Genomic DNA, 25,320 nt, shown 5'->3' on the forward strand with positions numbered 1-25,320 from the left:
GTTTAGCGTACGACTTCGGCAGCCGCCGCGGCGCTGCCGCTGGTCTCTGCCGATGCTTGCTGCGCAGTCGGCACCTTGACCTTCATATTCTCGGTCATGAATTGCGTGCCGGCGGCAACGACGACATCGCCGGCCTTGAGGCCATCGGCGACGCGCACGCCGTCATCGGCAAAATCGGCAACCTTGACGCTATGGGCATGCACGGTGCCGGCACTGCGATCGACCAGCCAGACGATCTGCTGACCGTCCTTCTGGGCAAGCGCGCTCAGCGGGATAGCGACATAGGGCTGGGTATTGTCGGCCTGCGCCTCGATCGTCGCTGTCATGCCGAGCAGCACGCGCTGATCGTTCGGCAGGCTGACGCGGACCGCAAAGGTGCGCGACTGCGCGTCGGCACTTCCGGACACCTCACGCACCTTGCCGTCCATCACCAGCGCATCGTCGGACCAGAAGCGCGCCTTGACGTCCTTGCCGACCTTGAATTGCGCAATGTCCATTTCCGGAACGGCGATCTGCACTTCTTTTTCGCCATCGACGGCAACGGTGATGACAGACGTGCCGGAGCCGACCACCTGGCCGACATCGGCATTGATGGTCGTGACGATGCCGTTCATGTCCGAGGTCAGATCGGTATAGGCGACCTGGTTCTTCGCTTCCGCCAGCGCCGACACGGCGGAATCCCGCGTCGATACGGCCTGATCATAGGAAAGCTCGGCCTGTTCGAGCTGCGATTTCGGCGCAACGTTCTTGTCGAAGAGCTGCTGGGCGCGATTGCGGGCAAGCTCCGTGGTCTGCACCTGCTTCTCGGCCGCATCGAGATCGGCCTGCGAGCGGCGCACAGCCAAAACGTAATCGGTGGAATCGATGCGGGCGAGCACGTCGCCAGGCTTGACCTTCTCGCCGATATCCACCTTGCGTTCGACGATCTTGCCGTTGACCCGGAAGCCGAGGTTCATATCCGTCCGCGCCCTGACCGAGCCGGAATAATCGAGCTTGCGCGTCGTATCCGCCTGAGCGATCTCGACCACCTTCACCGGCCGGATCACCTCCGCCGTTTCCTCTTTCTTCTCGTTGCAGCCCGAAAGCGTGAGCGCTATGGCGGCAAAAGCTGCAGCGCCGGCAACGGATCGTATGGTGGTGGTCATCAGCGAAACCATGTCGCTCTCCTTGATGAAACGGCTTTAGTCAAACGCAATGCAAAGGCGCGTGGATCATCCTACACGCGAACTACTATTTCTTTAGCGCTCTGATAGCGAATTCTATGAGTTCGTCGGGCTCGGCCCGGTTGGTCTTGGCAAGACATTGCGCGACCATTTGTGGGTGGCACAAAATGATCGTCGCCGCGCCGAAGCATTTCGAGGCCGCGATCGGATCCTGTTCGGCAAATTCGCCGGCGGCGATGCCTTCGGCGATGATTTCAGCCATGAGGTCATGGATCCGATCGAGGTGTTTTTCGATGACATGCCAATCGCGCTCGATGGCAACGATCACCATCTCATGCACCTTCTGTTCGTCGAGCATCGTCTCGAGCGTCATCTTGTGCTGGGCATGGGTATAGGCGCGCAGCCGCTCGGAAGCGCTGATCGGCTGGTGGCGGATGTCGTAGGCCATCTTGTAGCTCTGCGCGAGCATGCGGCCGCAGATAGCCTGGTGGATTTCCGTCTTGGACGCGAAGAACCGGTAAATGTTCGCGGTCGACATGCCGAGATCGCGGGCGATGTCGGCGACCGTCGTCTTGCTGTAGCCGTAGTGACGGAACAGCTTTTCGGCGGAATCGAGAATCCGCGTTACGTTTTCCTGACGTGCAGGATCAGCGTTGACCGCAGAAAGATCGAACATTGGGTACTTCCGATTTACGAGTGACGATTTTCAATTTTCGTCACTCGTAAATCATCAAGGCGCAAATGTCAAGAAACCGCCCCGCGAAGCAAGGCGGCTGAAAGCTTGTCGTGGATTCAGAATACGATGATCAGATCCGCAGAAGCGACGGCCGGAAGCGGCGGACGCTGAGGAAGCCGACAATCAGGAAGGCAACCAGCAACACGGTCTGGACGGCCAAGATCGGCGGCTCGTTCCCTGTGGGTGCCAATGCATTGAGGAATGGAATTTTCTGGAAGGACTGAACGATCAGCACGACACAGTTGAGATAAAGCATCAGCAGGCTGCCGACGATGAAGACGAGCCGCCAGACGCCGGCCATCCGCTGCTTGTAGCGCGCGATCGCCGTCGGAATGAAAAGCAGGACGGTGATGATGCCGAATAGGATGCCGGGCGTAACGCCGTTGAAGGGAAAGAGGAAGCCAGTCAGGCTCGTGAGCAGAATGGTGACCATATAGACAAGCGTCGAGCGCTCATGGCGCTTCACCGAAATCAAACCCTCCGCGACGATGACGCCGGCAACGATGGCGATCAGGCTGATAATGACGTGGATCAACATAAGTCCGGACATGCGGCAATCCCCTTTGCGCAATCTATTTTCCGCGAGAGGATAGTCCGGAGGCCTCAATGGGGGATTGTACATTTACGGCGGAATATGCGCGAATTGGCCGGCTTGTGCGGCGGCGCCAAAGCGCAGAACTGCAAACGAAAAGCGCCGCACCATGGGCACGGCGCCCTTATCGAAAAGGCCGCTTAGGCGGCGTGCACTTCCAGAGTGATCGGAACGGAAGCAAGCGCCTTGGAGACCGGGCAACCAGCCTTGGCCTTGTTGGCGAGTTCGGTAAACTTGGCTTCGTCGGCGCCGGGAACCTTGCCGGTCAGCGTCAGATGGATAGCGCTGATGGCAAAACCGCCTTCGACGCTTTCGAGTGTGACCTTGGCGGTCGTTTCCATGCTTTCGGCGGTGAAACCGGCCTCATTGAGGATCAGCGACAGAGCCATGGTGAAGCAGCCTGCATGGGCCGCACCGATCAGCTCTTCCGGATTTGTGCCGGGAACGCCTTCGAAGCGGCTGGCGAAACCGTAGGGATAGTGATTGAGCGCACCGCTCTGGGTCGAGATCTGACCTTTGCCGTCCTTCAAACCGCCGGACCACTGGGCCGAACCTGTACGATTGATCTGCATGCCGTCCTCCTTGTCGTTGATTGAACGTCGGGAGAGAGCCCTTGCCCTTCCCGCAGTGGCCGATAAGAAGCAGCGCCGGAGCGCGTCTCGCGTTCATCCGAACACAGCGTCGCTTGAAAGCGGGATGCTCCAGAACTGCCTCGAGCGGCAATATAACGCTCTATCCCCGGAAGACGACACCACCGTAACAATTAACGTGCGGGCCTGACCAATCCCTTTGCTTATCCCCTGCTGCGCCCAGCCGCAGCCGAGCGGATATTGTCCAGCGTCACCGCGATCAGCAGGATCGAGCCGAGGACGAGATACTGATAAAAGGCTGGAATATTGAGGAGATTCATCACGTTCTGGGCAATGCCCATGATCAGCACACCGACGATGACGCCGCTCATCGAGGCCCGGCCACCCGCAAGCGATACGCCACCGAGCACGCAGGCGGAAATGACCAGCAGTTCCAGCCCGATCGCCGCGTTCGGCTGCCCGGAGGTGATGCGCGACGACAGTAGGATGCCGGCGATGGCGCAGATGAAACCCTGCAGCGTGAAGATCCAGATCCGCATCCTGGCGACGTTGACGCCCGCCAGCCGCGAAGCCTCGGGATTGCCGCCGATCGCCAGTGTGTTCTTGCCGAAGGTAGTACGGTTCAGCACGAAGCCGAACAGGATGAACAGGATCGCCATGATCCAGATCGGTGTCGGAATGCCGAGAAAAGTCGAAAGCGCCAGTTGATAGAAATTCGGGTCGTTAATGCCGACCGCCCGGCCGTCCGAGGCGATCAGCGCCAGGCCACGGACGATCTGCATGGTGGCGAGCGTCGCGATCAGCGCATTGATGCGCAGCTTGGCGATGAGCGCGCCGTTGACGAGGCCGACGATTCCGCCGCAGACGAGTGCGGCCAGCAGCCCGAGAATGATGGAGCCGGTAACATTCGAGGCCATGACCGCGATCATGCCGCAGAAGGCAACGGTCGAGCCGACGGAAAGATCGAAATCGCGCGAGGCCAGGCAAAACATCATAGTGCAGGCGACGATGCCGATCGTGACCACGGATTGCAGCAGGCCGATCATATTGCGCTCGGTCAGGAAATTCGGAACCGTCAACGACACGATGACGAAGGCCACCGCGAAGATGACGACGAGGCCCTGTTCGCCGAGGAGGATTTTTTTCAAGGAGGACTTGAAGGAAGACATCGTCGCGATTTCCCTAGTCAGAATGCGCTTGCGGCGTTTTTGTCCGGCAGTGCGGCGGTCAGAATCTGGTGTTCGTTGAAATTCGCCCGCGCCACATCGGCGGCGACCTTGCCACCACACATCACCATGATGCGGTCGGAAATGCCCATGACCTCCGGCAACTCGCTGGAGATGACAACAATCGCCATGCCGCCGGCCGCAAGCTCATAGAGGATTTCATAGATTTCCGATTTCGCTCCGACATCGATACCGCGCGTCGGCTCGTCGATGACTAGCACCTTGACGCCCTGTTCGGACAGCCAGCGGCCGAGAATGACCTTCTGCTGATTGCCGCCGGAAAGATTGATGATGTCCTGCTTGCGCGATGGCGTGCGCACGCGCAGCCTGGCGATGAATTGATCGGCAAGGGCCGCCTCCTTGCGAGGGCTCAATATGCCGAACGGTGAGAAATGCCGCCGCGAGGAGATGGCGATATTCTCCTGGATCGAGCGCCCCTGGATGATCCCATCGAGCTTGCGGTCTTCCGGGCAGAGCACCATGCCGGCATGGATCGCCGCCTTGGGATTGTTCGGAGCAACCGTGACCCCATCGATGGCGACCGTACCCTGATGGCGATGATCCGCGCCGAACAACAGCCGCGCCATCTCGCTGCGGCCGGCGCCGATCAGGCCGAAGAAGCCGAGGATTTCGCCCCTGCAGACGGAGAAATTGATCGGCGTCGGAAGTCTCGATCCTGAAAGGCCCCTAACCTCCAGCCGGACAGGTCCGAGCGGCCGCTCGCGCCAGCCCCAGATATTGCTGATCTCGCGGCCGACCATTTCGGCAATGATCTGCTCGCGCGTTACTTGCTTGATGTCGGGATGGTGTGCCGCGAGCTTGCCGTCGCGCAGCACCGTCAGGCTGTCGCAGAGCCGGAAAATCTCGTCCAGCCGATGCGAGACGTAGAGAATGACGGTGCCGTTCGATTTCAGCCGCTCGATCAGCGAAAATAGGATTTCGCTCTCTCGAGAAGAGAGCGACGACGTCGGCTCGTCGAGCGCAATCACACGGGCATCGACCATGACGGCCTTGGCGATTTCCACCATCTGCCGCGCGCCGATCGACAGCGACGACACCTTGGCCGCAGGATCGACATCGATGCCGATCTCCCTGAGCTTGGCGCGCACGGTGTCGATGAGCGTCTTGCCGTTGATGATACCGGCTTTGGCCGGAAAGCGGCCGAGCCACAGGTTTTCGGCGACCGTCAGTTCCGGCACCAATTGCAGTTCCTGGTGGATGACGGTGACACCGGCGTGAAAGGCATCCCGCACCGAATGATAATGCTGTTCCTGACCGTCGATGGTGATCGTGCCCGCATCCGCCGCCTGATCGCCAGAAAGGATGCGGATCAGCGTCGACTTGCCGGCGCCGTTTTCACCCATCAGCCCATGCACCGCGCCTTTGACGACCGGGAAAGTGATGTTCGACAGCGCCTGAACGCCGGGATAGCTCTTGGAAATACCGTTGAATTCGAGAAAGGCCATGTTTCTCTCGCTGGTAAAAGGACCCGGCGGCAAGGTTGCCACCGGGCCGTGATCATACCGGGAGGATGATCATTCGATGCCGAGATCTTTGCGGACCTTCTGATAATCGCCGCGCAGCGCCAGCGAACCGGAGGTCAGCGTCAGCTTCGGCGGCTCCTTGCTGTTGGCGATCCAGTCGTACATGTTGATCGCGGTTTCGTAGCCGTGACGCTTCGGCGAGATGATAACCGTGCCGAAGAAGCCCGTCGGCTGCGGCTTCTTGAACTCGTTGATCGCCGAGTCCGCGCCGCCGATGCCGACACCGATGACGTTGGCGGCGGGAATGCCAACAGATTCCGTTGCCCGGACAGCGCCGAGCACGGCTTCGTCGTTGAGGCCGAAGGCGATCCAATATTTCACGTCGGCATGCTTGTTGAGCACGGTCGTCGCAGCATTCAGCGCTGCTTCCGTGTCGGTCTTGGCCTGCGGCGCGTCATAGATGTTCGCGGCTGGGAAACCGGCGCCCTTCAGCACCGAGATGGCGCCTTCGACGCGATCGACGGCGGTCGGGAGCTGGTCGTAGGAAACGCGGATGGCGCCGACATTCTTCATGTCCCAGCCGCGCTTCTTGATTTCATCGACAATCGCCTGGCCGACGCTCTCGCCGATCTTGGTGGCGGAAATGCCCATATGCGGCACATCTTCCAGCGGCTTGCCGTCGGCGCTGACCAGACGGTCGTCGACGGTCATCAGCTTGAGCTGGTTGGCAGCCGCCTTGGCAACGATGCCGGGGCCGAGCTTGACATCGGGCGTGCAGATGATGAAGCCCTGCGCACCCTGGGCGCCGAGATTGTCGATCGCGGCCTGAACCTTTTCGCCATCCTGCGCGCCGATCTTAACGAGCGTGAAGCCCTTCTCCTTGGCGGCGATGTCGGCGAACTTCCATTCGTCCTGGAACCAGGGTTCTTCCGGTTGCTTGACCACGAAACCGATTTTCACATCTGCGGCGAAGGCGGAGGTGGCGGCGATGACCGCAACCGTGCCAGCCAAAATGGCTGCTTTGAAAAAGCGCATGTCTCTCTCCCAAAAATCCGAAACGAAGAAACTGCCCTCCCTGGCAGTGCTCTTGAATTATGATAAATCATCATACCAGTCAATTGCCAATGTATGATGATTATAATAGTGTGACTTTTGGAAAGGATGACTCGCCAAACGCGCCGTCGCTTATCGCCATGCGGAATAAATTCCGCTAAGCAGAGGCTAGGCCGCGTGGGGAGAGCGACGGCGGAGAAGGCAATTGGATTCGTTTGAACAGCAAGAGCACAGGCTGAACGAGGCACCGGAACGCCGTCCGCGCGTGCGCAAGAACGTTACCGCCGCGATCGCCCAGGATATCTGTTCTGAACGCTACCCTTCCGGCTCGCCTCTACCGCGCGAAAACGATCTCTGCGACATTTACGGCGTCAGCCGCACCGTCATTCGCGAATCCCTGAAGATCCTGGAATCGAAGGGGCTCGTGCGTGGCAAGCCGCGCATCGGCACCACCGTCTGCGACAAGGACGACTGGAATATCCTCGATCAGGACGTGCTGGAATGGATGGGGCCCTATATCGTCGAATTCGATATTCTCGGCTGCATCCTCGAGGCGCGGCGCACCATTGAGCCGGTCGCCGCCGAATATGCCGCCGAGCGCGCCACCGCCCAGGAGATTGCCGATCTCGAAAAGGCCTGGCGGCAGATGCGCGACTCAGGCGACGATCCCGAACGCTTCACCGAAGCCGACGTCATGTTCCATACAGTGCTCTTGAACGCCAGCCACAACCAGGTGTTCCGCCGCCTGTCGAGCGCCATTCATGCCGGCCTGAAATACGCATTGCACGCCTCGAATGTCGCCGTCGACAGCCGCGACGAGGCAATCGCTGTCCATGGCGACCTGGTGGAAGCGCTGCGCCTGCGCAACCGCACTGCCGCGCGCGACTGCGCCCATCGCATGCTCGACCTTGCCGCCCGCGACCTTGGCGCCGCCGAAAAGGCGAGCGGGCGAGCGGAGAAAAACAAGACCTGAAACCCCGAAATCCGCGGCCTGGCGCCGCTGATATGATCCAAAAGCCGAAACGGAAGCTTCCCATGAAAATCACCAAATTGACGACCTATATCGTGCCGCCGCGCTGGATGTTCCTGAAGATCGAGACCGACGAGGGCATCACGGGCTGGGGCGAACCAGTGGTCGAAGGCCGGGCCCTGACCGTCCAGGCCGCTGTGCACGAGCTGGAAGACTATCTGATCGGCAAGGACCCATTCCTGATCGAGGATCACTGGAACGTCATGTACCGCGCCGGCTTCTATCGCGGCGGCGCCGTCCATATGTCGGCCCTTGCCGGCATCGACCAGGCACTGTGGGATATCAAGGGCAAGGCGCTGGGTCAGCCGATCCATTCGCTCTTGGGCGGCCAGGTCCGCGACAAGATCAAGGTCTATTCCTGGATCGGCGGCGACCGCCCTTCCGACGTCGCCAACAACGCCAAGGACGTGGTCGCCCGAGGCTTCAAGGCGATCAAGCTCAACGGCTGCGAAGAAATGCAGATCGTCGATACCTATGACAAGGTGGAGAAGGCCGTCGAAACGATCGCCACCATCCGCGACGCGATCGGCCCCTATATCGGCATCGGCGTCGATTTCCACGGCCGCGTCCATCGTCCGATGGCCAAGGTTCTTGCCAAGGAACTCGAGCCCTACAAGCTGCTCTTCATCGAAGAGCCGGTGCTCTCCGAAAATCGCGAAGCGCTGAAGGAAATCGCCAATCATTGCTCGACGCCGATCGCGCTCGGCGAGCGGCTCTATTCGCGCTGGGACTTCAAGTCGGTTCTGTCTGACGGCTATGTCGACATCCTGCAGCCCGACCTCAGCCATGCCGGCGGCATCACCGAATGCCGCAAGATCGCGGCGATGGCGGAAGCCTATGACGTGGCACTGGCACCGCATTGCCCGCTCGGCCCCATCGCGCTTGCCGCCTGCCTACAGGTCGACGCCGTCAGCTACAACGCCTTCATCCAGGAACAGAGCCTCGGCATCCACTACAACAAGGGCAACGATATCCTCGACTACATCTCCAACAAGGAGGTCTTCAAATATGCCGACGGTTTCGTCAGCATCCCACAAGGCCCCGGCCTCGGCGTGGAAGTGGACGAAGCCTACGTCATCGAACGCGCCAAGGAAGGCCATCGCTGGCGCAACCCGGTCTGGCGCCATGAAGATGGCAGCGTAGCCGAGTGGTAAGCAACTGCTAGCCTTCCAGAGAAGGGGGGCGGAGGAAGCGAATTTTGAATATGCCGCACCTCTGATATCCCCCTTTGTCCCTTTCGGGACATCTCCCCCACAAGGGGGGGGAGATTGGTAACTCGCAGTATCTCTTCGCCTCAAACGAACACAGAACCTGCAGCAACTGAGGTTTGTTGTTTTAACGAGGGAGAGCCAAATTCTCCCAACGATCCCCCCCCTTGTGGGGGAGATGTCCCGAAAGGGACAGAGGGGGGTACCGCACTCCCGCGCAAACTCTAAACTCTGCCAGTAGCGCTCTGTCAGCGCACATCCGCCCGCGCTCGCGGCCGCGTATCATTCCTTTCCCAGGAGAAAATCGCCGGCGGTAACGGATCGCGGTTGCGGATGATATCCGCGCCCTTCTCGCCAACCATGATCGTCGGGCCGTTGGTGTTGCAGGAAGGCACGCGCGGCATAACGGAACTGTCGCACACCCGCAGACCTTCCAACCCCCGCACCTTCAGCTCGAGATCGACGACCGCCATGGCGTCCGTGCCCATCTTGCAGGTGCCGACAGGATGATGGTCGGTCTTGGCGTTGGCGCAGCCATAGTCGAATAATTGTTCTTCCGTCTTCAGTTTGCCGCCCGGCAGCCGCTCCGCCAGCACGAAGGGTTTCAGCGCATCCTGGCTCATGATTTCGCGAGCGATCCGCAACCCTTCCAGTGACATCTTCACGTCATGCGGATCGCTCCAATAGTTCGGATCAATCAGCGGCGCGGCCGCTGGATCGGACGAGGAGAGCCGCACCGTGCCACGCGAGCGTGGGTGCAAATAGGCGGAATTCAATGTCACCCCGGCATTCTTCAGCCGCGCGACACCGGCCTCGATGCCGGAGCCGAGGCCAAGATGGAACTGGATATCCGGCGAACGGGCATCGGGATCTGCATACCAGAAGCCGCCGGTCTCGAAGAGTGACGAGGCGACGGGACCGGAGCGGAAGAGCAGATATTGCAGACCGGCCCAGAGCGTACGATGCAGCTTGGCGACATTGTCATAGGTATGGTCGCCGGTGCATTCCGAAATGACGAAAAGATCGAGGTGGTCCTGCAGATTGCCGCCGACGCCGCGAAGATCATGCGCCACTGGCACACCGACCGAGGTTAGATGATCAGCCGGGCCGATGCCTGACTGCAGCAGCAGTTTTGGCGAGCCGATGGCGCCGGAGGAAACCAGCACTTCCCGCTCGGCACTGATAATCTCGACGCCCTTATCCGTCGTCACTTCGACGCCGACAGCCCGGCGGCCTTCGAGCACGATCCGCGTCACCCGCGCACCGGTGCGGATCGTCAGGTTCTTCCGATCCTTGATCGGTGACAGATAGGCCAGCGAGGCCGACGAGCGGCGACGATTGCGCTGCGTCAACTGATAAAAGCCGACGCCCGCCTGCTGTCTGCCGTTGAAATCGTGGTTATAGGGGATGCCGAGTTCCTGGCCGGCGCGGATATAGGCGTCGCAGATCGGCAGCGCCGACACCGGCATGGAAACGCCAAGCGGCCCGCCATAGGAATGATAGTCATCGGCAAAACGCTGATTGTCCTCGGCCCGTTTGAAGTAAGGTAATACGCTGCGATAGTCCCAGCCCTCGCAGCCATCCTCGCGTGCCCAGAGATCGTAGTCGGCGGCATTGCCGCGCGTATAAAGCTGCGCATTGATCGAGGAACCGCCACCGATCACCTTGGCCTGCGTATAGCGCAGCACGCGGCCTTTCATATGCTTTTGCGGAACCGTCTCCCACCCCCAGCTCGCCACGCCCTTGGTCATCTTGGCAAAGCCGGCCGGCATATGGAACAAGGGATTCCAGTCACCGCCGCCGGCTTCCAGCAACAGGACTTTCACCGAAGGGTCCTCGCTTAGGCGATTGGCGAGCACGCAACCCGCGGGTCCGGCGCCGGTGATGATGTAGTCGTAGGTCATTTCCAGTCCTCAAATTTATGATGGACCGCGGCTCACAACCGCCCGATCCCCAGCCCACCATCCGCGGGGATTACCGACCCCGTGGCAAAGCCAAAACCGCCTTTGGCAAGCGCTGCGACGATGCTGCCGACATCGCCCGTCTCGCCCCAGCGTCTCATCGGCACGAGACCCCCGTCGATCAATGCGTCATATTTCTCCGACACCTGCGCCGTCATGTCGGTGCGGATGATGCCGGGGCGAACTTCGAAGACGGCAATGCCGGTCTTCGCCAGCCGCAGCGCCAACCCCTGCGAAAAGGCCGAAAGGCCGGCCTTGCTGATGCAGTAATCCAGCCGCTCCGGCGAGCTCAGCGCTGCCGAGACCGAGGTGATGTTGATCACCGAACGCGGCGTCGGCGATGTCTTCGCCACCAGCATCGAACGAACGACGGCCTGGGTGAAAAACACCGTACCGCGCAGATTGACGTCGATGATCCGGTCGAAATTTTCCGGCGCCAAATCCAGGAAATCGCCGCGCACGACGGGGCCGATGCCGGCATTGTTGACCAGGCAATCGATCTCGCCCAAAGCCGCCCGGATCGCCTCGACGGTTGCTGCGTGTCCCGAGAGCTCGGCAAGATCGGACCGTAGATAGATCGCCCGCCCGCCGCTTGCCTTCAATTCCACGAGCTCCGCCAGCGGCGGCTCGGTCTCGATACCGGTGATCGCCAGATCGAAACCACACCCGGCCAGTGCCTGCGCGATACCGAAACCGATCCCCTTGCGGCCGCCGGTAACGACGGCGACCGGGCGCCTTGCCTTCATGACCGAAGCTCCTCCCGCACGATATGGTCCGCGACGCGCAGCGCTTGAGCAGCCACCGTCAACGCCGGATTCACCGCCGCAGACGTCGGCAGGAAGCTGGCGTCGACAACGAAAAGATTGGGGTGATCGAAGGCGCGGCAATAGACATCGAGCGGCGCGCTTGAGCCGTCAGTGCCGATCTTGACCGTGCCGCATTGATGCGACGGCGTGCGCTTGTCGAACGGACGGGATAGAACGATCGGGAAACCGGCCTTGCGCAGCACACCCTTCAGCTTCTTCACCAGATCGAGATGCGCCTGCCAATTGGTGCGCACCCATTGCAGCACGATACGGTCGCCTTCGACCATGATCCGGCTTTCCGGCGACGGCAGATCCTCGCTCATGGCGTAGAAATCGATGGCATGCGCGGAAAGCCTGTTCAGCAGCCATTCCGGCACGGTCGGCATATTAGCCTTGAGGATCGTGCCGGAAACACGCCCCAAAAGCTGCACATTGCCAAGCGGCGGCCCGCCTTCACCATCCGAGAGATAGAAATCGTTGAAGCCGAAGGTCTTCTGATAGATGGAATCGTTGCGATACCAGGGCGAAATCGCCAGCAAGGCCGAGGAATTGTGGTTCATGAAGTTGCGGCCGACCTGATCCGAGCGATTGGCAAGCCCGCGCGGATTGGCATCATCAGCCGATCTCAGCAGTAGCACCGCCGACTGCACAGCCCCGGCCGCAAGGATCACCAGCTTCGGCCGCACGACATGCGCCTCCCCATAGGCGGAATAATGCACGGCGGCGATCATCCGGCCATCAGCGGCGGCCTGAAGCCGCGTGACGCGCGCGCCGGTCTTCAGCTTGACGTTCGGATATTGCAGAGCCTTGGCAAGCGCCACCGTCTCGGCATCCATCTTGCCATCGGCGCTATGGGGATGCGCATCCCAGGGCGTACGGCCCTTGGCAAGCCATTTATCGATATCGACGCCGAGCGGGAGCGGATGCGGATGCATGCCGTTTTGCTTCAGCCGCTTGCGGACACTGGCGATCGCCGGCTCATCGGGAACGGGTGGAAACGGATAGGGGCGCGAATGCGGTGGTTCCCACGGGTCGTCGCCGAGGCTGCCGCGCACCTGGTAGAGCTGTTCCGCCTCGCTATACCAGGGTTCCAGCTCCTCATAGGGAAAGGGCCAGGCCGGTGATACGCCATCCAGATGCCGCATCTCCTCGAAATCCTCGCGCCGGTAACGGATCAGCACTGCGCCATAGAATTTCGAATTGCCGCCGACATTGTAGTAGTTGCCGGGATTGAACCCCTTGCCGCCCTTCTCGTACCACGTCTCCTTCGGGCGGAAATGGCCGCGCACAAAGATCGCCCGCTGGTCGCGGTTTTCCGGCCGATCCTCCAGTCTCTCGCCGGCCTCGAGGATCAATATATTGGCGCCCGAGGCGCCAAGGCCGGAAGCAATGGTCGAGCCGCCAATTCCCGAGCCGATGATGACGATATCCGGTTCTTCCATGCGGCCGCTCATCCAATCCGAATTTGGCTCTGCGGATCGAAGAACACCGCCTTGTCGAGATTGAAGGCAAGCCGCGTCGTCTGGCCGGCAGCGATACGGGCGTCGGCGCGCAGCCGCGCCACCACGGATTTGCCGCCGAGGCGGACGATCGCGAAAGTATCCGAACCCGCTGGCTCGACCACCTCGATCAGGCAATCACCCTCGGCGAGCGAATGGGCATTGCGGTCTGCACCGTCAAGGTCGGTCAGCGCCTCCGGCCGGATGCCGAAGATCACATCCTTGCCGGCATGGGCGCCGAGAGCAGCGCCGCTCCCGTTGACGGGCAACTTCAAGGGCGCGGCACCGTTCGGCCGATCTAGCGACACCTGCAATCCCGTCGGCCCGCTCTCGACCGTCGCAGTCAGCAGGTTCATGGCGGGCGAGCCCATGAAGTCCGCGACGAACATATTGGCAGGATGATTGTAGATTTCCGCCGGCGTGCCGAATTGCTGCAGGACGCCATCCTTCAGCACAGCGATTTTCGTCGCTAGCGTCATCGCCTCGATCTGGTCATGCGTAACGTAGACGATCGTCGTCTTCATGCGCTGGTGCAGGCGCTTGATCTCGGTGCGCATGTCGACGCGCAGCTTGGCGTCGAGGTTGGAGAGCGGCTCGTCGAACAGAAAGACCTGCGGATCGCGCACCAGCGCCCGGCCCATGGCGACACGCTGGCGCTGGCCGCCGGAAAGCTGGCTCGGCTTGCGGTCGAGCAGGTGGCCGATCTGCAGCATGTCGGCCACTTGCTTGATCGCCTTCTCGCGCTCCTCCTTTGGAACTTTGCGGATTTCCATGCCGAAGGCGATGTTGCCGGCAACCGTCATGTTCGGATAGAGCGCATAGGATTGGAACACCATGGCAATGTCGCGCTGAGACGGCGGCAGGCCGTTGACCGAACGGCCGGCAATGGCGATGTCGCCCGAGGTGATCGGCTCCAGCCCGGCAATGGTGTTGAGCAGGGTGGACTTGCCGCAGCCGGATGGGCCGACGAGCACAAGAAACCCGCCCTTTTCGATCTCGATATTGATGTCCTTCAGGATTTCGAGCGATCCATAGGACTTGCGCAGATTGGTGATTTTCAGGAAGGACATGGTCTTATCCCTTGACGGCGCCGGACATCAGTCCACGGACGAAAAACCGGCCGGAGACGATGTAGACGATGAGGGTTGGCAGGGCGGCGAGGATCGCGCCGGCGAAGTGGACATTGTATTCCTTGACCCCTGTCGACGACGAAACGAGGTTGTTGAGCGCAACCGTCATAGGCGTCGAATAGGGTCCGGAGAACGAAGCGCCAAACAGGAAGTCATTCCAGATATTGGTGAACTGCCAGATGACGGAGACGACGATGATCGGCCCGGAGGACGGCAGCAGGATACGCCGGAAAATCTGGAAGAAGCTCGCCCCGTCGATCTGCGCAGCGCGCACCAGCTCGGTGGGAAACGCCTCGTAATAATTGCGGAAATAAAGCGTGGTGAAGCCGAGGCCATAGACGATATGGACGAGGATCAGTCCCCAGATGGTTCCGGCGATGCCGAAGAAACCGAGAATGCGCGCCATCGGGATCAGCACGATCTGGAACGGGATGAAGCAGGAAAGCAGCAGCATGCCGAAGAAGATTTCAGCGCCGCGGAAGCGCCACTTCGTCAGCACATAGCCATTCAGCGCTCCGACCATGGTGGAGATCGCAACGGCGGGCACGACCATCAGGATCGAGTTGATGAAAAAGGGCCTGAGCCCCGTCGGCTGCACGCCGATCTGTGCCGTCGACCAAGCCGAAATCCATGGCTCGACCGTCCAGGTCTTCGGCAGGTTCAGCATCCCGCCCTGGCGGATCTCTTCGAGCGGCTTGAAGGAATTGACCAACATCACATAGAGCGGCAGCAGGTAATAGACGGCAAAAAGGATCAGTGCCGCATAGATCAGCCCGCGGGTCAGCTTGCCGTGCGAGATGGCGTTTTGCGGATTGGGGCTGCTCATGTGCGTTTCCCTCCGCCGATTTCCGAATAGAGATAGGGAATGATGATGGCAAAGATCATCGCCAGCATGATGATCGCCGACGAGGCGCCGATGCCCATCAGGTTGCGGGTAAAGGTGTAGGAATACATGAAGGTGGCCGGCAGTTCGGTCGCCTGCCCCGGCCCGCCGCCGGTCAGCGCCACGATCAGGTCGTAGGCCTTGATGGCGAGATGGGCGAGCACGACGAAGGCCGAAAGGAACACCGGCCGCATCAGCGGAATGATGATACGGCGGTAGGTGGTAATGGCAGACGCGCCGTCGATCTGCGCCGCCTTGATGATCTCATTGTCGACGCCGCGAAGTCCGGCGAGGAACATCGCCATGACAAAGCCCGAGGACTGCCAGACGGCGGCGATGACGACGCAATAGATCGCCATCTTCGAATCCTTGATCCAGGTGAAGGAAAAACTCTCCCAGCCCCAGAGATGCATGGTGTTCTCAAGCCCGATGCCGGGATCGAGGAACCATTTCCACGCCGTCCCCGTGACGATGAAGGACAGCGCCATCGGATAGAGATAGATCGGCCTCAACAGCCCTTCGGCGCGGATTTTCTGATCGAGCAGGATCGCCAAAGCGACGCCGAGGACCGAGCAGATGATGATATAGAACGAGGCGAAGATGCCGAGATTGGTGATCGCCCGCCACCAATGCGGCAGCGCCCAGAGCTTGCTGTAGTTGGCAAAGCCGACGAGGTTATAGGACGGCAGCATCTTGCTGTCGGTTAGCGACAGATAGCCGGTATAGGCGATGAAGCCATATACGAAGATTAGAATGACAACGAAGCTCGGGGCCAGCACCAGCTTGGGCAACAGCTCCTGCATTCGGCTGCGACTGTTCATGGGTCGAACACCAGTTTTAACGCGTCCCGAATGGACGCGGGTTCCAAACATGCGAACTGCGAACGGAACGCCCCCTCACCCTAGCCCTCTCCCCGAGGGGAGAGGGGACGACCTCGATCGCCGCATCCTCTCGATTCCAAAGAAGCCGAGAGACCGTCGAGGGCGCCCTATTCCCTTCTCCCCTCGGGGAGAAGGTGCCCGAAGGGCGGATGAGGGGGGGGGCTCGCTCCGAATACCTTACTTCGCAGCCGCAACCGCCGAGACGAGTTCCTTGACCGCATCGTCAGACGACAGATCGCCGTTGAATTCGCGGGTTACGACGTCGTAGATCGCATTCTTGACGGCGGCCGGATTGGCATGGCCATGGGCCATGGAACCAAACAGCGTGCCGTTCTTGTTGGCTTCGGCCAGATCCTTGATCGCCTTCTTGCCGCAATCGTCAAAGGCGGTATCCGGCACGTCGGTGCGGGCCGGGACCGAGCCCTTGACGACGTTGAAGGCCGACTGGAACGTCGGGCTTTCGATCGAGGACGCCATCTGCATCTGGGCCGGGACCTTGTCGGCGGACACCTTGAACATCGCGAACTGGTCAGAGTTGAAGGTTACCGAGCCCTGCGTTCCCGGGAAGCGGATGCAAACGAAATCCTTGCCCGGCACCTTCTTTGCCTTCAGGAACTCGCCCTTGGCCCAGTCGCCCATGAACTGCAGGCCGGCCTTGCCTTCGATGACCATGCCGGAAGCAAGGTTCCAGTCGCGGCCGGAGAAGTTGTCGTCGACATAGGAGCGCAGCTTCGTCATGCGGTCGAAAGCTTCCTTCATCTTCGGGCTGCCGAGCGTATCGGGATCGAGATCGATGAAGGCCTTCTTGTAGAAGTCGTTGCCAAACGAGAGCACGACGGCATCGAAGATCGTCGCATCCTGCCACGGCTGGCCACCATGGGCGATCGGCGTGATGCCCTGTTTCTTAAAGTTGTCGAGCAGCGCGATCAGCTCGTCCCAATTCGCAGGCACCTTGCCGCCGGCCTTGTCCAGCGCTTCCTTGTTGATCCACACCCAGTTGGTGGAGTGGACGTTCACAGGCGCGGCGATCCAGTGGCCGTCATATTTGGAAAACTTCTGCAGGGCGGTCGGGACGACCTTGTCCCAGCCTTCCTTGTTGGCGACTGCATCGAGATTGCCGAGCGAGCCTTCCTTGGCCCAGTCGAGAATGTCGAAGCCGAGCATCTGCACGGCGGTCGGCGGGTTGCCGCCGGTGACGCGGGCGCGCAGCACGGTCATGGCCTCGCTACCGCCACCGCCTGCGACCGGCATATCGACCCAGCTTATGCCCTTCGATTCCAGGTCCTTCTTCAGCACTTCCAGTGCCGTCGCCTCGCCGCCCGAGGTCCACCAATGCAGGACTTCGACGCTTTCGCCAGCATGCGCCATGGTCACCGCGCCCGTCATCAAAAGGGCAGCAGCAGCCACTGATGTCATCAATTTACGCATATTTTCCTCCCGGTTTTCGTTAGATGAGCAGCAAGACCTCCTCCCGCCGCCCCTGCCCTTCACTCCCCGTAAAGAACAAAACTCGTCATGGCCTTTCAGGGTCAGACGCTCAATTTAAAACGTTATAAATGAGCTATGTCAAGCATCCAATTCAACTGTCGATCTATGCAGAAATCGCTTTAAAACTAGCGTATTACGCTACTTCTCCTGGGAACTTCGAGGCGAAGCGTAAATTTAAAACGTTTTCATTCGTTGGATTGTGTACTGCCGATACTCGCGGTAGATTGCCAGGACCGAGCCATGACAGGACCGTGAGTTTGACCGACCTACCCTCCTCTCCAACTAAGCCTGGAAGTGCCAAACCGACTTTGCGGACGATTGCGGAATTGACCGGTCTCGCTGTGACCACGGTATCGCGAGCGCTGAGTGATGCGCCGCAGATCTCGCTGGAGACGCGGCAGCGGGTGCATCAAGTCGCTCGTGACATCGGCTATATGCCTGACCGCGCCGCCCAGCGTTTGAAAACGGGGCGCACCAATGTGATCAGCATCCTTCTCGACCCCCACGAGGAGGTCGTCGGCTTCGGCACCTCGATCATGTACGGCATCACTAAGGCCCTGCAGAAGACCTCCTACCACCTGATCGTCATGCCCAACTCCCTGGCGACCAGCAACATCGATGCGGTCGACTATATCCTGCGCAACAATCTCGCCGACGGGCTGATCTTCTCGCGAACCGAGCCGCTCGACCCGCGTGTGCGCCGGCTGCTGGAACACGGCTTTCCCTTCGTGTGCCATGGACGCACGGAATTCTCGACACCGCATCCCTTCGTCGACTACGACAATTTCGCCTTTGCCTACGAGGCCACACGCCGCCTGATCGCCAAGGGTCGGCGCAAGGTGACGATCGTGCTGCCGCCAAAGCGCCTCACCTTCCACCAGCACATGCTGCACGGTTTCATGACGGCCGTCCGCCAGGCCGGCATCGCCTATGAGATCCCCGAGAATATCAACCTCGATTCGCCGGCCGATATGGTGCGCGATCACTTCCGTCGTCGCGCCGAGGCATCGGATGCCCCGGATGGTTTCATCTGTCCCGGCGAAGTTTCCGCACTCGCCGCCATCAGTGCCCTGAGCGATCTCGGGCACACCCTGAGCGTGAATTACGATATCGTTGCCAAGCAGACCTCGCGGCTGCTCAGCCAGATTCAGCCGAAGGTCGATACGATTTATGAAGACCTGACGGCGGCGGGCGAACAGCTCGGCCGTATCCTGCTGAAGCGCATCGCCAACCCGGAAGCCGACGACCTGCAATTGTTGCAGCCGCCGCAAATCGGCTTTCCCACGACGACGACGACCGGCTGATGCCGCTATCGCGTCGCTGTTTTGTCGGGTTGTTCGCGCCCAAACCGCCATCGATCCGATCCTACCTCGGCATCCACCAGCCGGTGCGTCGGCCGATATGCATGTTGAGCGTTTTTGTCTCGGTATAGTCCTCCACCGCATGCCGGCCGAGCTCACGCCCCAGCCCTGATTGGCGATAGCCGCCGAAGGGCAGTTCCGCCGCGCCATCCATGAAGGTATTCATCCAGATCGTGCCGGCCCGCACCCGCCGCCCGATCGTCATGCACGTATCGAAATCGCGGCTCCAGACGCCGGCGGAAAGGCCGTAGTCGACAGAATTGGCGATGCGGATCGCATCTTCGGTCGTGTCGAACGTCAGCACGGAAAGGACGGGCCCGAACACCTCCTCCTTCGCCACCGCCATCTCTGGCTTGACGTCCGAAAGGATGGTCGGCGCCATGTATTGGCCGAAGCCGAAGTCGATCTGGCTGCCGCCATGCGCCACGGTTGCGCCGCTCTTTGCCGCGCCGGAGATATAACCTTGAATCTTCTGCAAATGCTGCGGCGTGATGATTGCCCCGACCTGCGTTGAGGGGTCGAGCGGGTCGCCGACCTTCACTTTCTCCGACAGGCTGGCGATACGCGCCGTAACGTCCTCAGCGATATCCCGATGGACGATCAGCCGCGAACCGGCATTGCAGCACTCGCCGGCGTTGAAATAAGCGCCGAACACCGCGGCATCGACGAACTCGTCGAGATTGGCATCCGGAAAGACGATCTGCGGGTTCTTGCCGCCGAGTTCGAGCGAGACCTTCTTCAGCGTCTGCGCCGCATTCGCCATGGTCAGTCGCCCAACGCCGGTCGAACCGGTGAAGGAGATCATATCGACATCCGGATGGCTGGTCATCGGCGCACCGACATCGGCACCCGTGCCGACAAGGATATTGACGACGCCGGCCGGCACGCCGGCCTCCATCAGGATCTCACCGAGCACCAGTGTCGAACCTGACGTCAACTCGGATGGCTTGACCACTGCCGTGCAGCCCGCCGCAAGCGCGAATGGTAATTTCTGGCTTACGATCAAGAATGGGAAATTCCAGGGTGTGATGATCGAGACGACCCCGATCGCTTCGCGCAGCACCACGCCCATCGTGCCGTCGCCGAGCGTATTGTAGCTCTCGCCATGCAGGTCTCGGGCAAGGGCGGCCGCATAGCGCCAGATATCGGCCGAACCGCTGATCTCGGCGCGCACCTGGGTGATTGGCTTGCCCGCTTCGATCGCATCGAGGTAGGCGAGCTCTTCGGCTCGTGCCGAGATCATGTCGGCGACTTTCAATAGGATGTTAGAGCGTTCCGCCGCCGTCATGCGCGGCCAGGGACCGTGGTCGAACGCCTTGCGCGCAGCGGCAATCGCCTTATGCACATCGTCCTTGGTCGCGGATTTATACCGACTGACGGTGACGCCATGGCTCGGCGCCACACGCTCGATCGTACCGGTCTCGACGCCTTCGACCCATTTGCCGTCGATCAGCATCTTGAAGTCACGCACTTTGACATCTGGAAGCGCTTGGGGCTTCACAAGGACCGTCATCACCATTCTCCCTTGAATTCGGCAGTGCGTTTGCCGGCAAAGGCCGCAACGCCCTCCTTGAGGTCGCCGGTCTTGGCGACCAAGATCGATCCCAACGCCTCGACAGCCGAGCCATTATCCTCGCCATTGGCCGAAGCGATCATCAGCTTCGCAATCTCCAACGCCGCCGGTCCGCGCGCAGCAATACGTGCTGCATACTCCCTCGCCGCGGCAAGCACCGTTCCGGTTTCGACGACGGCGTCCACGAGACCGTAGCCGCGTGCCTCCTCGGCGGAAAACATCTCCCCGCCCAACACCATGCGGCGCACGATCTGGGCGCCAAACCGCTTGGTAAGCCGCTGCGTACCAGACCAGCCGGGCACCATGCCGAGGCTTGTCTCCGGCAGGCCGATCCTGATCTGGCTTTCCGCAATGCGGATATCTGCCGCCGCCGCCAGCTCCAGCCCACCGCCGAGCGCGTGACCGTTCAATGCCGCGATCACCGGCATGCGCAGCGTCGCCAGCCGATCGAAGACACGATGGCCGAAGCGCACCCAGGCATGACCGAACTCATTGGCCGCCATATCGCTCCAGGCCTTGACATCACCCCCGGCTGAAAAGGCCTTGCCTTCGCCTGTGAGGATCGCGACCCGCACAGCACCATTCGCCTCCACGTCGTCACAGGCAGCCGCCAGCGCCTTCAGCATGTCGATATCGAAGGCGTTAAGCTTCTCCGGCCGCGAGACCATGATGGTCGCGATGAAACCCTCAACGGAAACCTTGATCTCACCCATGGCGTGCTCCTTCCAGAACACGGCTCGCCTTCGCAGGCAGCGTCAGACCGATCGGCGTCTCATGGAACAGAGCTGCATCCATCACCTTCAGCCGGTCGGAGACGAGCAGCGGAAATTCCGACTGATCGAGAATATGCGCCTCCAAATCGACGCCGGGCGCAATCTCCGTCAGCAACAAACCATCCGGCGTCAGCTTCATCACGCAGCGCTCGGTGACATAGGTGATATCCTGCCCCTGCGCGACGCCGCGTGGGCCGGAGAAGGTGACGTGTTCGACGGCGTTCACCAGCTTTTTGAGCTTGCCTTCCTTCTCGATGATGAGCCGTCCATCCTCGACACCGAGCTTGGCACCCGCATTGAACATGCCGGAGAAGACGATCTTCTTCGCCCGCGCCGTGATATCGACAAAGCCGCCGGCGCCCGCCGTCACATGCGGGCGGAAGCTAAGCCGGGAGACATTGACCGATCCGTCGCGGTCGATCTCCAGGAAAGAGAGAAGCGAGGCGTCGAAGCCACCACCCTGGAAATAGGTGAACTGATAGGGCGACGGCATGAAGGCATCTGCGTTGGAGGCACAGCCGAAGGCAAAATCAAGCAGCGGCACGCCGCCGACTGCTCCTTGCTCGATCACCCAGGTGACCGCGCCATGCAACCCCTCTTCCATCAGGATACGCGGCACATTGGCCGAAATGCCGAAGCCGAGATTGACGGCGCTGCCGGATTGCAGCTCCTGCGCCACCCGCCGGGCAATGACCTTCTGAATATTGAATTCCGGCACACGGAAGCTGTCGAGCGGCCGAAAGATTTCCCCCGAGATCGCCGGATCGTAAAGCGTCTGCGTCGTCTGTTTCTGATCCTGATCGACGACGATATAGTCGATGAGAACACCGGGAACGCGCACGTCATGCGGTTTCAGCGAGCCTTCCTTGGCAAGGCGCTTGACCTGAGCGATCACGATGCCACCATTGTTGCGGGCGGCGAGTGCCTGATCGAGCCCGCCGAGATAGGCACCTTCATGTTCATAAGTGAGATTGCCACGCTCATCGGCGGTCGTGGCCCGGATGATCGCCACCTGCGGCGCGATCGCCTTGAAGTAGAGCCAGTCTTCACCCTCGAAACGGGTTCGCTTCACCACCGGCTCAGCCTCGGCTGCCGCATTCATGGCGCAGCCCTCGCGCTCCGGGTCCACGAATGTATCGAGGCCGACCTTGGTCAACACGCCAGGACGCTTGGCCGCTGCTTCGCGATGCATGTCGAAGAGAATGCCGGAGGGAATATTATAGGCCGCCACATCGTTGCTGCCGATCATCTGCCAGATCAGCGGCGGCTCGGAACTGGACGGCCCGGACGGATAGGAGCCCCCGATGATCTTCTTCAGCAGGCCTTTCTTGGCGATATGATCGACGCCCTTGATGCCGCTCATATCGCCCGCGGCGATCGGATGCAGCGTCGTCAGGTCACGCGGATGGCCGGTCGCGTCGAAACGCGCGCCGATCGCCTTCAGCATCAGGTCCGGGCAGCCGAGACCGCTGGAGGATGAGACGGAAACGATGGCGCCATCCGGGATCAGGGCAGCCGCCTCGGCGGGGGGGATGTGCTTGTTCATCGTGACGCTCAAAGTCCTGGAACGATCTTGGCGGCTTCGCCGGTCGCAGCCGATTTGACGACGGCAAGCCCCGTTGCCAGCGACCACACGCCATCCTCGCCGGTAGCCGACGGTTTTCCCCGGCCCTCGATCGCGGCATGAAAGGCGGCAAGCGCCGTCTCGTAGAGATTGTGGTGATGGAGCGGCAGCTCCGTCTCACCATCCCTGTTGCGCAGGAAGACATGACCGATAGGCTGCTGCGTCATGACATTGCGGCCGATCAGCGATCCATCTGTGCCGTGCACCTCGAAGCCGGTCTCCGCATATTTCGTGGTAAAGCCGTCGTGGAACTGGGCGATGACGCCGGATTTGAAACGCAAAGCGCCCATCACGGCGTCCTCAAGCCCGGCCTTGCTCATGCCGCCGCTCTGGCCGAGCGCGATCGCTTCCACCGGATCATCGTTCAGCACGAAGCGCAGCGTGTCGGCGTCATGAACGGTGATGTCGAGAATGACGCCGCCGCCCGCCTGTGGCTTGTCCAGCCGCCAACCCTGCAAATGCGCCGGCAGATAGACGGCGTGGAAAACGCGGGCGCTCAGCGGCTTGCCGATCCGGCCGGCGGCGATTGCCTCCCGCATCGCGTGGTGGCTGGCTGCGTTGCGCAGATGATGGTTGGTGCCCATGACCACACCGGCTCCCTTCGCAGCCTGCACCATGAGCCGCGCATCTTCCACCGTCAGCGCCAGCGGCTTTTCGCAGAGCACATGCTTGCCGGCCTTGACCACCGCCAAGGTCTGGTCTCGATGCAATTCGTTGGTCGTCGAAATATAGACGGCATCGACATCGGGATCGCTCACGAGGTCGGCGACATCCGTCACCGATTGGGCAATGCCATTCTCTGCCGCATAGGCACGGCCGCGCTCCGCATCCGTGCTCATCACGGAGACGACGTCGCCGCCGGTCGCGCGAATTGCGCCGATCATCCATTCACGGGCGATCGTGCTTGCGCCGATCAAGCCCCATTTCACACCTCCGCTCATGACACGACCCTCCTAGCCGTTGTATCCAGCCCGGCTCCGCAGCTCTGGCGCACCACCAGCCGCACGGCGCTGACGATCGCCTCTGCCTCCACCTTGCCGGAATTGATCTGCTTCAGGAGCAACTGTGCTGCCCGCCGGCCCATGCCCTGCGGATCCACGGAAACCGTCGTCAGTGCAGGCACCGCACTTTCGGCCTCGATCACATCGTCGAAACCAACCACTGCAAAATCGACGCCCGGCTCCAGCCGCCGCGCCCTCAGTCCATCGCAGACGCCGAAGGCGACCGCATCGTTGAAACACACGGCCGCAGTCGGCTTATTGGCGAGCAACATGGCACGGCCGACCGCTTCCACGCCGCCGGCACGCGACGGCGCGGTGGCAACGACGAGATCATCGTCGAAAGCTATTCCCGCCTTGGCCAGCGCATCGCGATAGCCGCCGAGCCGTTCGGCAAAAACGGCGGTATTGGCAAAGCCGCCCATGAAGGCGATGCGGCGGTGACCGAGACCGGCCAGATGCTCCACCGCCGCCGATGCGCCGGCAAAATTGTCCGACACCAGCGACGAGACCTTCGCCCCGGGAATATTGCGCACGACGATCACCACCGGAATGCCGGCATTGGTCAGCGACTTGAAGTCCGCCGCTTCCGTGCCGCGCGCCGGCGAGACGATCAGGCCGGAAATACCGTGCTCGCGCATGGAGGCAACGACCTCGCGCTGCCGGTCTATGCTCTCGCCGGTATTGGACAGGAACTGCACATAGCCTGCCGACTGCACAACCATATCGACGCCGACGGCCAGCTCGGCAAAGAAGCTGTTGGTGAGATCGTTGACGACGATACCCACGATCTTCGACTTCGCCTGCCGCAGATTGGCGGCGCCGCGATTGTAGACGTATCCAAGCTCGCGGATCACCGCATTCACCTTGGCTCGCGTCGCCTCATTGACGAGCGAGCTGCCCTGCAGAACGAGCGACACGGTCGATTTCGACACGCCGGCGGCATGCGCAATATCGATGACCGTGACACGTCCCTTGTTCATCCGTCTCCCCGCGAGATTCAAATTCTTTTGTTGCGGTGATTATTTGGAACGTTCCAAATTTTGTCAATGAAGAAATACGAAGATGAACGAGCGCGCTCGCGAACCGCATGGAAAATATAGGATTTAATTTGCCTTCAATGCCCGAAAGGCATTATCTGCTCGGCAGTCAATTTTTCGAAATATTGCATCAAAATTTGGAACGATCTAAATCGCCAAGCTTTCCGGCCAGATCGCATCGATAGAAACGCGCCGAATATGCTGCTCCCCTGGAGCATGCT

Annotated in this window: 22 protein-coding genes; 3 read left to right on the top strand and 19 right to left on the bottom strand. The window is 60.9% G+C overall.

From position 1 onward, the window contains the following. Positions 1 to 2: 2 nt before the first annotated feature. The 7 genes from GGD50_RS08545 to GGD50_RS08575 all read right to left on the bottom strand — a co-directional run bounded on the left by GGD50_RS08545 (position 3) and on the right by GGD50_RS08575 (position 6,826). Entirely contained in the window at positions 3 to 1,157 is a 1,155-nt protein-coding gene (locus GGD50_RS08545) for an efflux RND transporter periplasmic adaptor subunit (RefSeq protein WP_107109339.1), read from the bottom strand. Positions 1,158 to 1,230: 73 nt separating this feature from the next. Beyond that, positions 1,231 to 1,839, bottom strand: coding sequence for a TetR/AcrR family transcriptional regulator (locus GGD50_RS08550; RefSeq protein WP_107109340.1), 609 nt, complete (start codon positions 1,837 to 1,839; stop codon positions 1,231 to 1,233). 130 nt (positions 1,840 to 1,969) lie between these two features. After that, on the bottom strand, positions 1,970 to 2,449 hold the full coding sequence (locus tag GGD50_RS08555; RefSeq protein ID WP_107109341.1) for a hypothetical protein: 480 nt from the start codon (positions 2,447 to 2,449) through the stop codon (positions 1,970 to 1,972). Positions 2,450 to 2,631: 182 nt separating this feature from the next. Further along, positions 2,632 to 3,063, bottom strand: a complete 432-nt coding sequence (locus tag GGD50_RS08560; protein WP_107109342.1) for an OsmC family protein — start codon at positions 3,061 to 3,063, stop codon at positions 2,632 to 2,634. A gap of 221 nt (positions 3,064 to 3,284) precedes the next feature. Next, complete coding sequence (araH, locus tag GGD50_RS08565) at positions 3,285 to 4,250, bottom strand: L-arabinose ABC transporter permease AraH (protein WP_107109343.1); 966 nt, start codon at positions 4,248 to 4,250, stop codon at positions 3,285 to 3,287. Between the two features lie 17 nt (positions 4,251 to 4,267). Further along, positions 4,268 to 5,773, bottom strand: coding sequence for an L-arabinose ABC transporter ATP-binding protein AraG (araG, locus tag GGD50_RS08570; protein WP_107109344.1), 1,506 nt, complete (start codon positions 5,771 to 5,773; stop codon positions 4,268 to 4,270). 69 nt (positions 5,774 to 5,842) lie between these two features. Continuing rightward, positions 5,843 to 6,826 (bottom strand): arabinose ABC transporter substrate-binding protein, encoded by a 984-nt coding sequence (locus GGD50_RS08575; RefSeq protein ID WP_107109345.1) that lies wholly within the window; start codon positions 6,824 to 6,826, stop codon positions 5,843 to 5,845. 223 nt (positions 6,827 to 7,049) lie between these two features. Here GGD50_RS08575 and GGD50_RS08580 point away from each other — a divergent pair, with 223 nt between their 5' ends. Both GGD50_RS08580 and dgoD read left to right on the top strand, forming a co-directional pair. Then, entirely contained in the window at positions 7,050 to 7,817 is a 768-nt protein-coding gene (locus tag GGD50_RS08580) for a FadR/GntR family transcriptional regulator (protein WP_107109346.1), read from the top strand. A 62-nt stretch (positions 7,818 to 7,879) separates the two neighbouring features. Beyond that, complete coding sequence (gene dgoD / locus GGD50_RS08585; protein ID WP_107109482.1) at positions 7,880 to 9,028, top strand: galactonate dehydratase; 1,149 nt, start codon at positions 7,880 to 7,882, stop codon at positions 9,026 to 9,028. Between the two features lie 302 nt (positions 9,029 to 9,330). Here the strand turns inward: dgoD and GGD50_RS08590 are convergent, their stop codons facing one another. From GGD50_RS08590 to GGD50_RS08620, 7 genes are all read right to left on the bottom strand, one after another. After that, positions 9,331 to 10,986 carry a GMC family oxidoreductase gene (locus GGD50_RS08590; RefSeq protein WP_107109347.1) on the bottom strand — a complete coding sequence of 552 codons (1,656 nt, stop codon included), beginning with the start codon at positions 10,984 to 10,986 and terminating at the stop codon, positions 9,331 to 9,333. Between the two features lie 32 nt (positions 10,987 to 11,018). Beyond that, entirely contained in the window at positions 11,019 to 11,789 is a 771-nt protein-coding gene (locus GGD50_RS08595; protein ID WP_107109348.1) for a 3-ketoacyl-ACP reductase, read from the bottom strand. After that, positions 11,786 to 13,291, bottom strand: a complete 1,506-nt coding sequence (locus tag GGD50_RS08600) for an FAD-dependent oxidoreductase (RefSeq protein WP_414124349.1) — start codon at positions 13,289 to 13,291, stop codon at positions 11,786 to 11,788. The genes GGD50_RS08595 and GGD50_RS08600 overlap by 4 nt, the downstream gene beginning before the upstream one ends. Positions 13,292 to 13,299: 8 nt before the next feature. Further along, on the bottom strand, positions 13,300 to 14,418 hold the full coding sequence (locus tag GGD50_RS08605; RefSeq protein ID WP_107109350.1) for an ABC transporter ATP-binding protein: 1,119 nt from the start codon (positions 14,416 to 14,418) through the stop codon (positions 13,300 to 13,302). Between the two features lie 4 nt (positions 14,419 to 14,422). Next, positions 14,423 to 15,304, bottom strand: a complete 882-nt coding sequence (locus GGD50_RS08610) for a carbohydrate ABC transporter permease (protein WP_107109351.1) — start codon at positions 15,302 to 15,304, stop codon at positions 14,423 to 14,425. Further along, positions 15,301 to 16,182 carry a carbohydrate ABC transporter permease gene (locus GGD50_RS08615; RefSeq protein WP_107109352.1) on the bottom strand — a complete coding sequence of 294 codons (882 nt, stop codon included), beginning with the start codon at positions 16,180 to 16,182 and terminating at the stop codon, positions 15,301 to 15,303. Before GGD50_RS08615 ends, GGD50_RS08610 begins: the two co-directional genes overlap by 4 nt. A 237-nt stretch (positions 16,183 to 16,419) precedes the next feature. Further along, positions 16,420 to 17,670 (bottom strand): ABC transporter substrate-binding protein, encoded by a 1,251-nt coding sequence (locus GGD50_RS08620; RefSeq protein ID WP_107109353.1) that lies wholly within the window; start codon positions 17,668 to 17,670, stop codon positions 16,420 to 16,422. 311 nt (positions 17,671 to 17,981) lie between these two features. Here GGD50_RS08620 and GGD50_RS08625 point away from each other — a divergent pair, with 311 nt between their 5' ends. Continuing rightward, positions 17,982 to 19,034, top strand: a complete 1,053-nt coding sequence (locus tag GGD50_RS08625; protein WP_414124348.1) for a LacI family transcriptional regulator — start codon at positions 17,982 to 17,984, stop codon at positions 19,032 to 19,034. Positions 19,035 to 19,095: 61 nt separating this feature from the next. Here GGD50_RS08625 and GGD50_RS08630 read toward each other — a convergent pair whose 3' ends face one another. The 5 genes from GGD50_RS08630 to GGD50_RS08650 are packed head-to-tail and all read right to left on the bottom strand — an operon-like array spanning position 19,096 to position 25,042. Next, positions 19,096 to 20,604, bottom strand: coding sequence for an aldehyde dehydrogenase family protein (locus tag GGD50_RS08630; protein WP_107109355.1), 1,509 nt, complete (start codon positions 20,602 to 20,604; stop codon positions 19,096 to 19,098). Next, positions 20,604 to 21,377: an enoyl-CoA hydratase/isomerase family protein gene (locus GGD50_RS08635; RefSeq protein ID WP_107109356.1), complete on the bottom strand. Its 774-nt coding sequence runs from the start codon at positions 21,375 to 21,377 to the stop codon at positions 20,604 to 20,606. Before GGD50_RS08635 ends, GGD50_RS08630 begins: the two co-directional genes overlap by 1 nt. Then, positions 21,370 to 22,983: an acyl CoA:acetate/3-ketoacid CoA transferase gene (locus GGD50_RS08640; RefSeq protein ID WP_107109357.1), complete on the bottom strand. Its 1,614-nt coding sequence runs from the start codon at positions 22,981 to 22,983 to the stop codon at positions 21,370 to 21,372. The genes GGD50_RS08635 and GGD50_RS08640 overlap by 8 nt, the downstream gene beginning before the upstream one ends. An 8-nt stretch (positions 22,984 to 22,991) precedes the next feature. After that, positions 22,992 to 24,002 (bottom strand): Gfo/Idh/MocA family protein, encoded by a 1,011-nt coding sequence (locus GGD50_RS08645; RefSeq protein ID WP_107109358.1) that lies wholly within the window; start codon positions 24,000 to 24,002, stop codon positions 22,992 to 22,994. Beyond that, positions 23,999 to 25,042 carry a LacI family DNA-binding transcriptional regulator gene (locus tag GGD50_RS08650; RefSeq protein ID WP_107109359.1) on the bottom strand — a complete coding sequence of 348 codons (1,044 nt, stop codon included), beginning with the start codon at positions 25,040 to 25,042 and terminating at the stop codon, positions 23,999 to 24,001. The genes GGD50_RS08645 and GGD50_RS08650 overlap by 4 nt, the downstream gene beginning before the upstream one ends. Positions 25,043 to 25,320 lie beyond the last annotated feature (278 nt).

Source organism: Martinezella paranaensis (genome assembly GCF_014200235.1).
In the GTDB taxonomy this organism is placed as follows: Bacteria; Pseudomonadota; Alphaproteobacteria; order Rhizobiales; family Rhizobiaceae; genus Rhizobium; species Rhizobium paranaense.

Bases quoted from the DNA above. Each gene is read 5' to 3' on its own strand.
- GGD50_RS08545 (WP_107109339.1), bottom strand. From the start codon at position 1,157: ATGGTTTCGCTGATGACCACCACCATACGATCCGTTGCCGGCGCTGCA.
- GGD50_RS08550 (WP_107109340.1), bottom strand. From the start codon at position 1,839: ATGTTCGATCTTTCTGCGGTCAACGCTGATCCTGCACGTCAGGAAAAC.
- GGD50_RS08555 (WP_107109341.1), bottom strand. From the start codon at position 2,449: ATGTCCGGACTTATGTTGATCCACGTCATTATCAGCCTGATCGCCATC.
- GGD50_RS08560 (WP_107109342.1), bottom strand. From the start codon at position 3,063: ATGCAGATCAATCGTACAGGTTCGGCCCAGTGGTCCGGCGGTTTGAAG.
- araH (WP_107109343.1), bottom strand. From the start codon at position 4,250: ATGTCTTCCTTCAAGTCCTCCTTGAAAAAAATCCTCCTCGGCGAACAG.
- araG (WP_107109344.1), bottom strand. From the start codon at position 5,773: ATGGCCTTTCTCGAATTCAACGGTATTTCCAAGAGCTATCCCGGCGTT.
- GGD50_RS08575 (WP_107109345.1), bottom strand. From the start codon at position 6,826: ATGCGCTTTTTCAAAGCAGCCATTTTGGCTGGCACGGTTGCGGTCATC.
- dgoD (WP_107109482.1), top strand. From the start codon at position 7,880: ATGAAAATCACCAAATTGACGACCTATATCGTGCCGCCGCGCTGGATG.
- GGD50_RS08590 (WP_107109347.1), bottom strand. From the start codon at position 10,986: ATGACCTACGACTACATCATCACCGGCGCCGGACCCGCGGGTTGCGTG.
- GGD50_RS08595 (WP_107109348.1), bottom strand. From the start codon at position 11,789: ATGAAGGCAAGGCGCCCGGTCGCCGTCGTTACCGGCGGCCGCAAGGGG.
- GGD50_RS08600 (WP_414124349.1), bottom strand. From the start codon at position 13,291: ATGGAAGAACCGGATATCGTCATCATCGGCTCGGGAATTGGCGGCTCG.
- GGD50_RS08605 (WP_107109350.1), bottom strand. From the start codon at position 14,418: ATGTCCTTCCTGAAAATCACCAATCTGCGCAAGTCCTATGGATCGCTC.
- GGD50_RS08610 (WP_107109351.1), bottom strand. From the start codon at position 15,304: ATGAGCAGCCCCAATCCGCAAAACGCCATCTCGCACGGCAAGCTGACC.
- GGD50_RS08615 (WP_107109352.1), bottom strand. From the start codon at position 16,182: ATGAACAGTCGCAGCCGAATGCAGGAGCTGTTGCCCAAGCTGGTGCTG.
- GGD50_RS08620 (WP_107109353.1), bottom strand. From the start codon at position 17,670: ATGCGTAAATTGATGACATCAGTGGCTGCTGCTGCCCTTTTGATGACG.
- GGD50_RS08630 (WP_107109355.1), bottom strand. From the start codon at position 20,604: ATGACGGTCCTTGTGAAGCCCCAAGCGCTTCCAGATGTCAAAGTGCGT.
- GGD50_RS08635 (WP_107109356.1), bottom strand. From the start codon at position 21,377: ATGGGTGAGATCAAGGTTTCCGTTGAGGGTTTCATCGCGACCATCATG.
- GGD50_RS08640 (WP_107109357.1), bottom strand. From the start codon at position 22,983: ATGAACAAGCACATCCCCCCCGCCGAGGCGGCTGCCCTGATCCCGGAT.
- GGD50_RS08645 (WP_107109358.1), bottom strand. From the start codon at position 24,002: ATGAGCGGAGGTGTGAAATGGGGCTTGATCGGCGCAAGCACGATCGCC.
- GGD50_RS08650 (WP_107109359.1), bottom strand. From the start codon at position 25,042: ATGAACAAGGGACGTGTCACGGTCATCGATATTGCGCATGCCGCCGGC.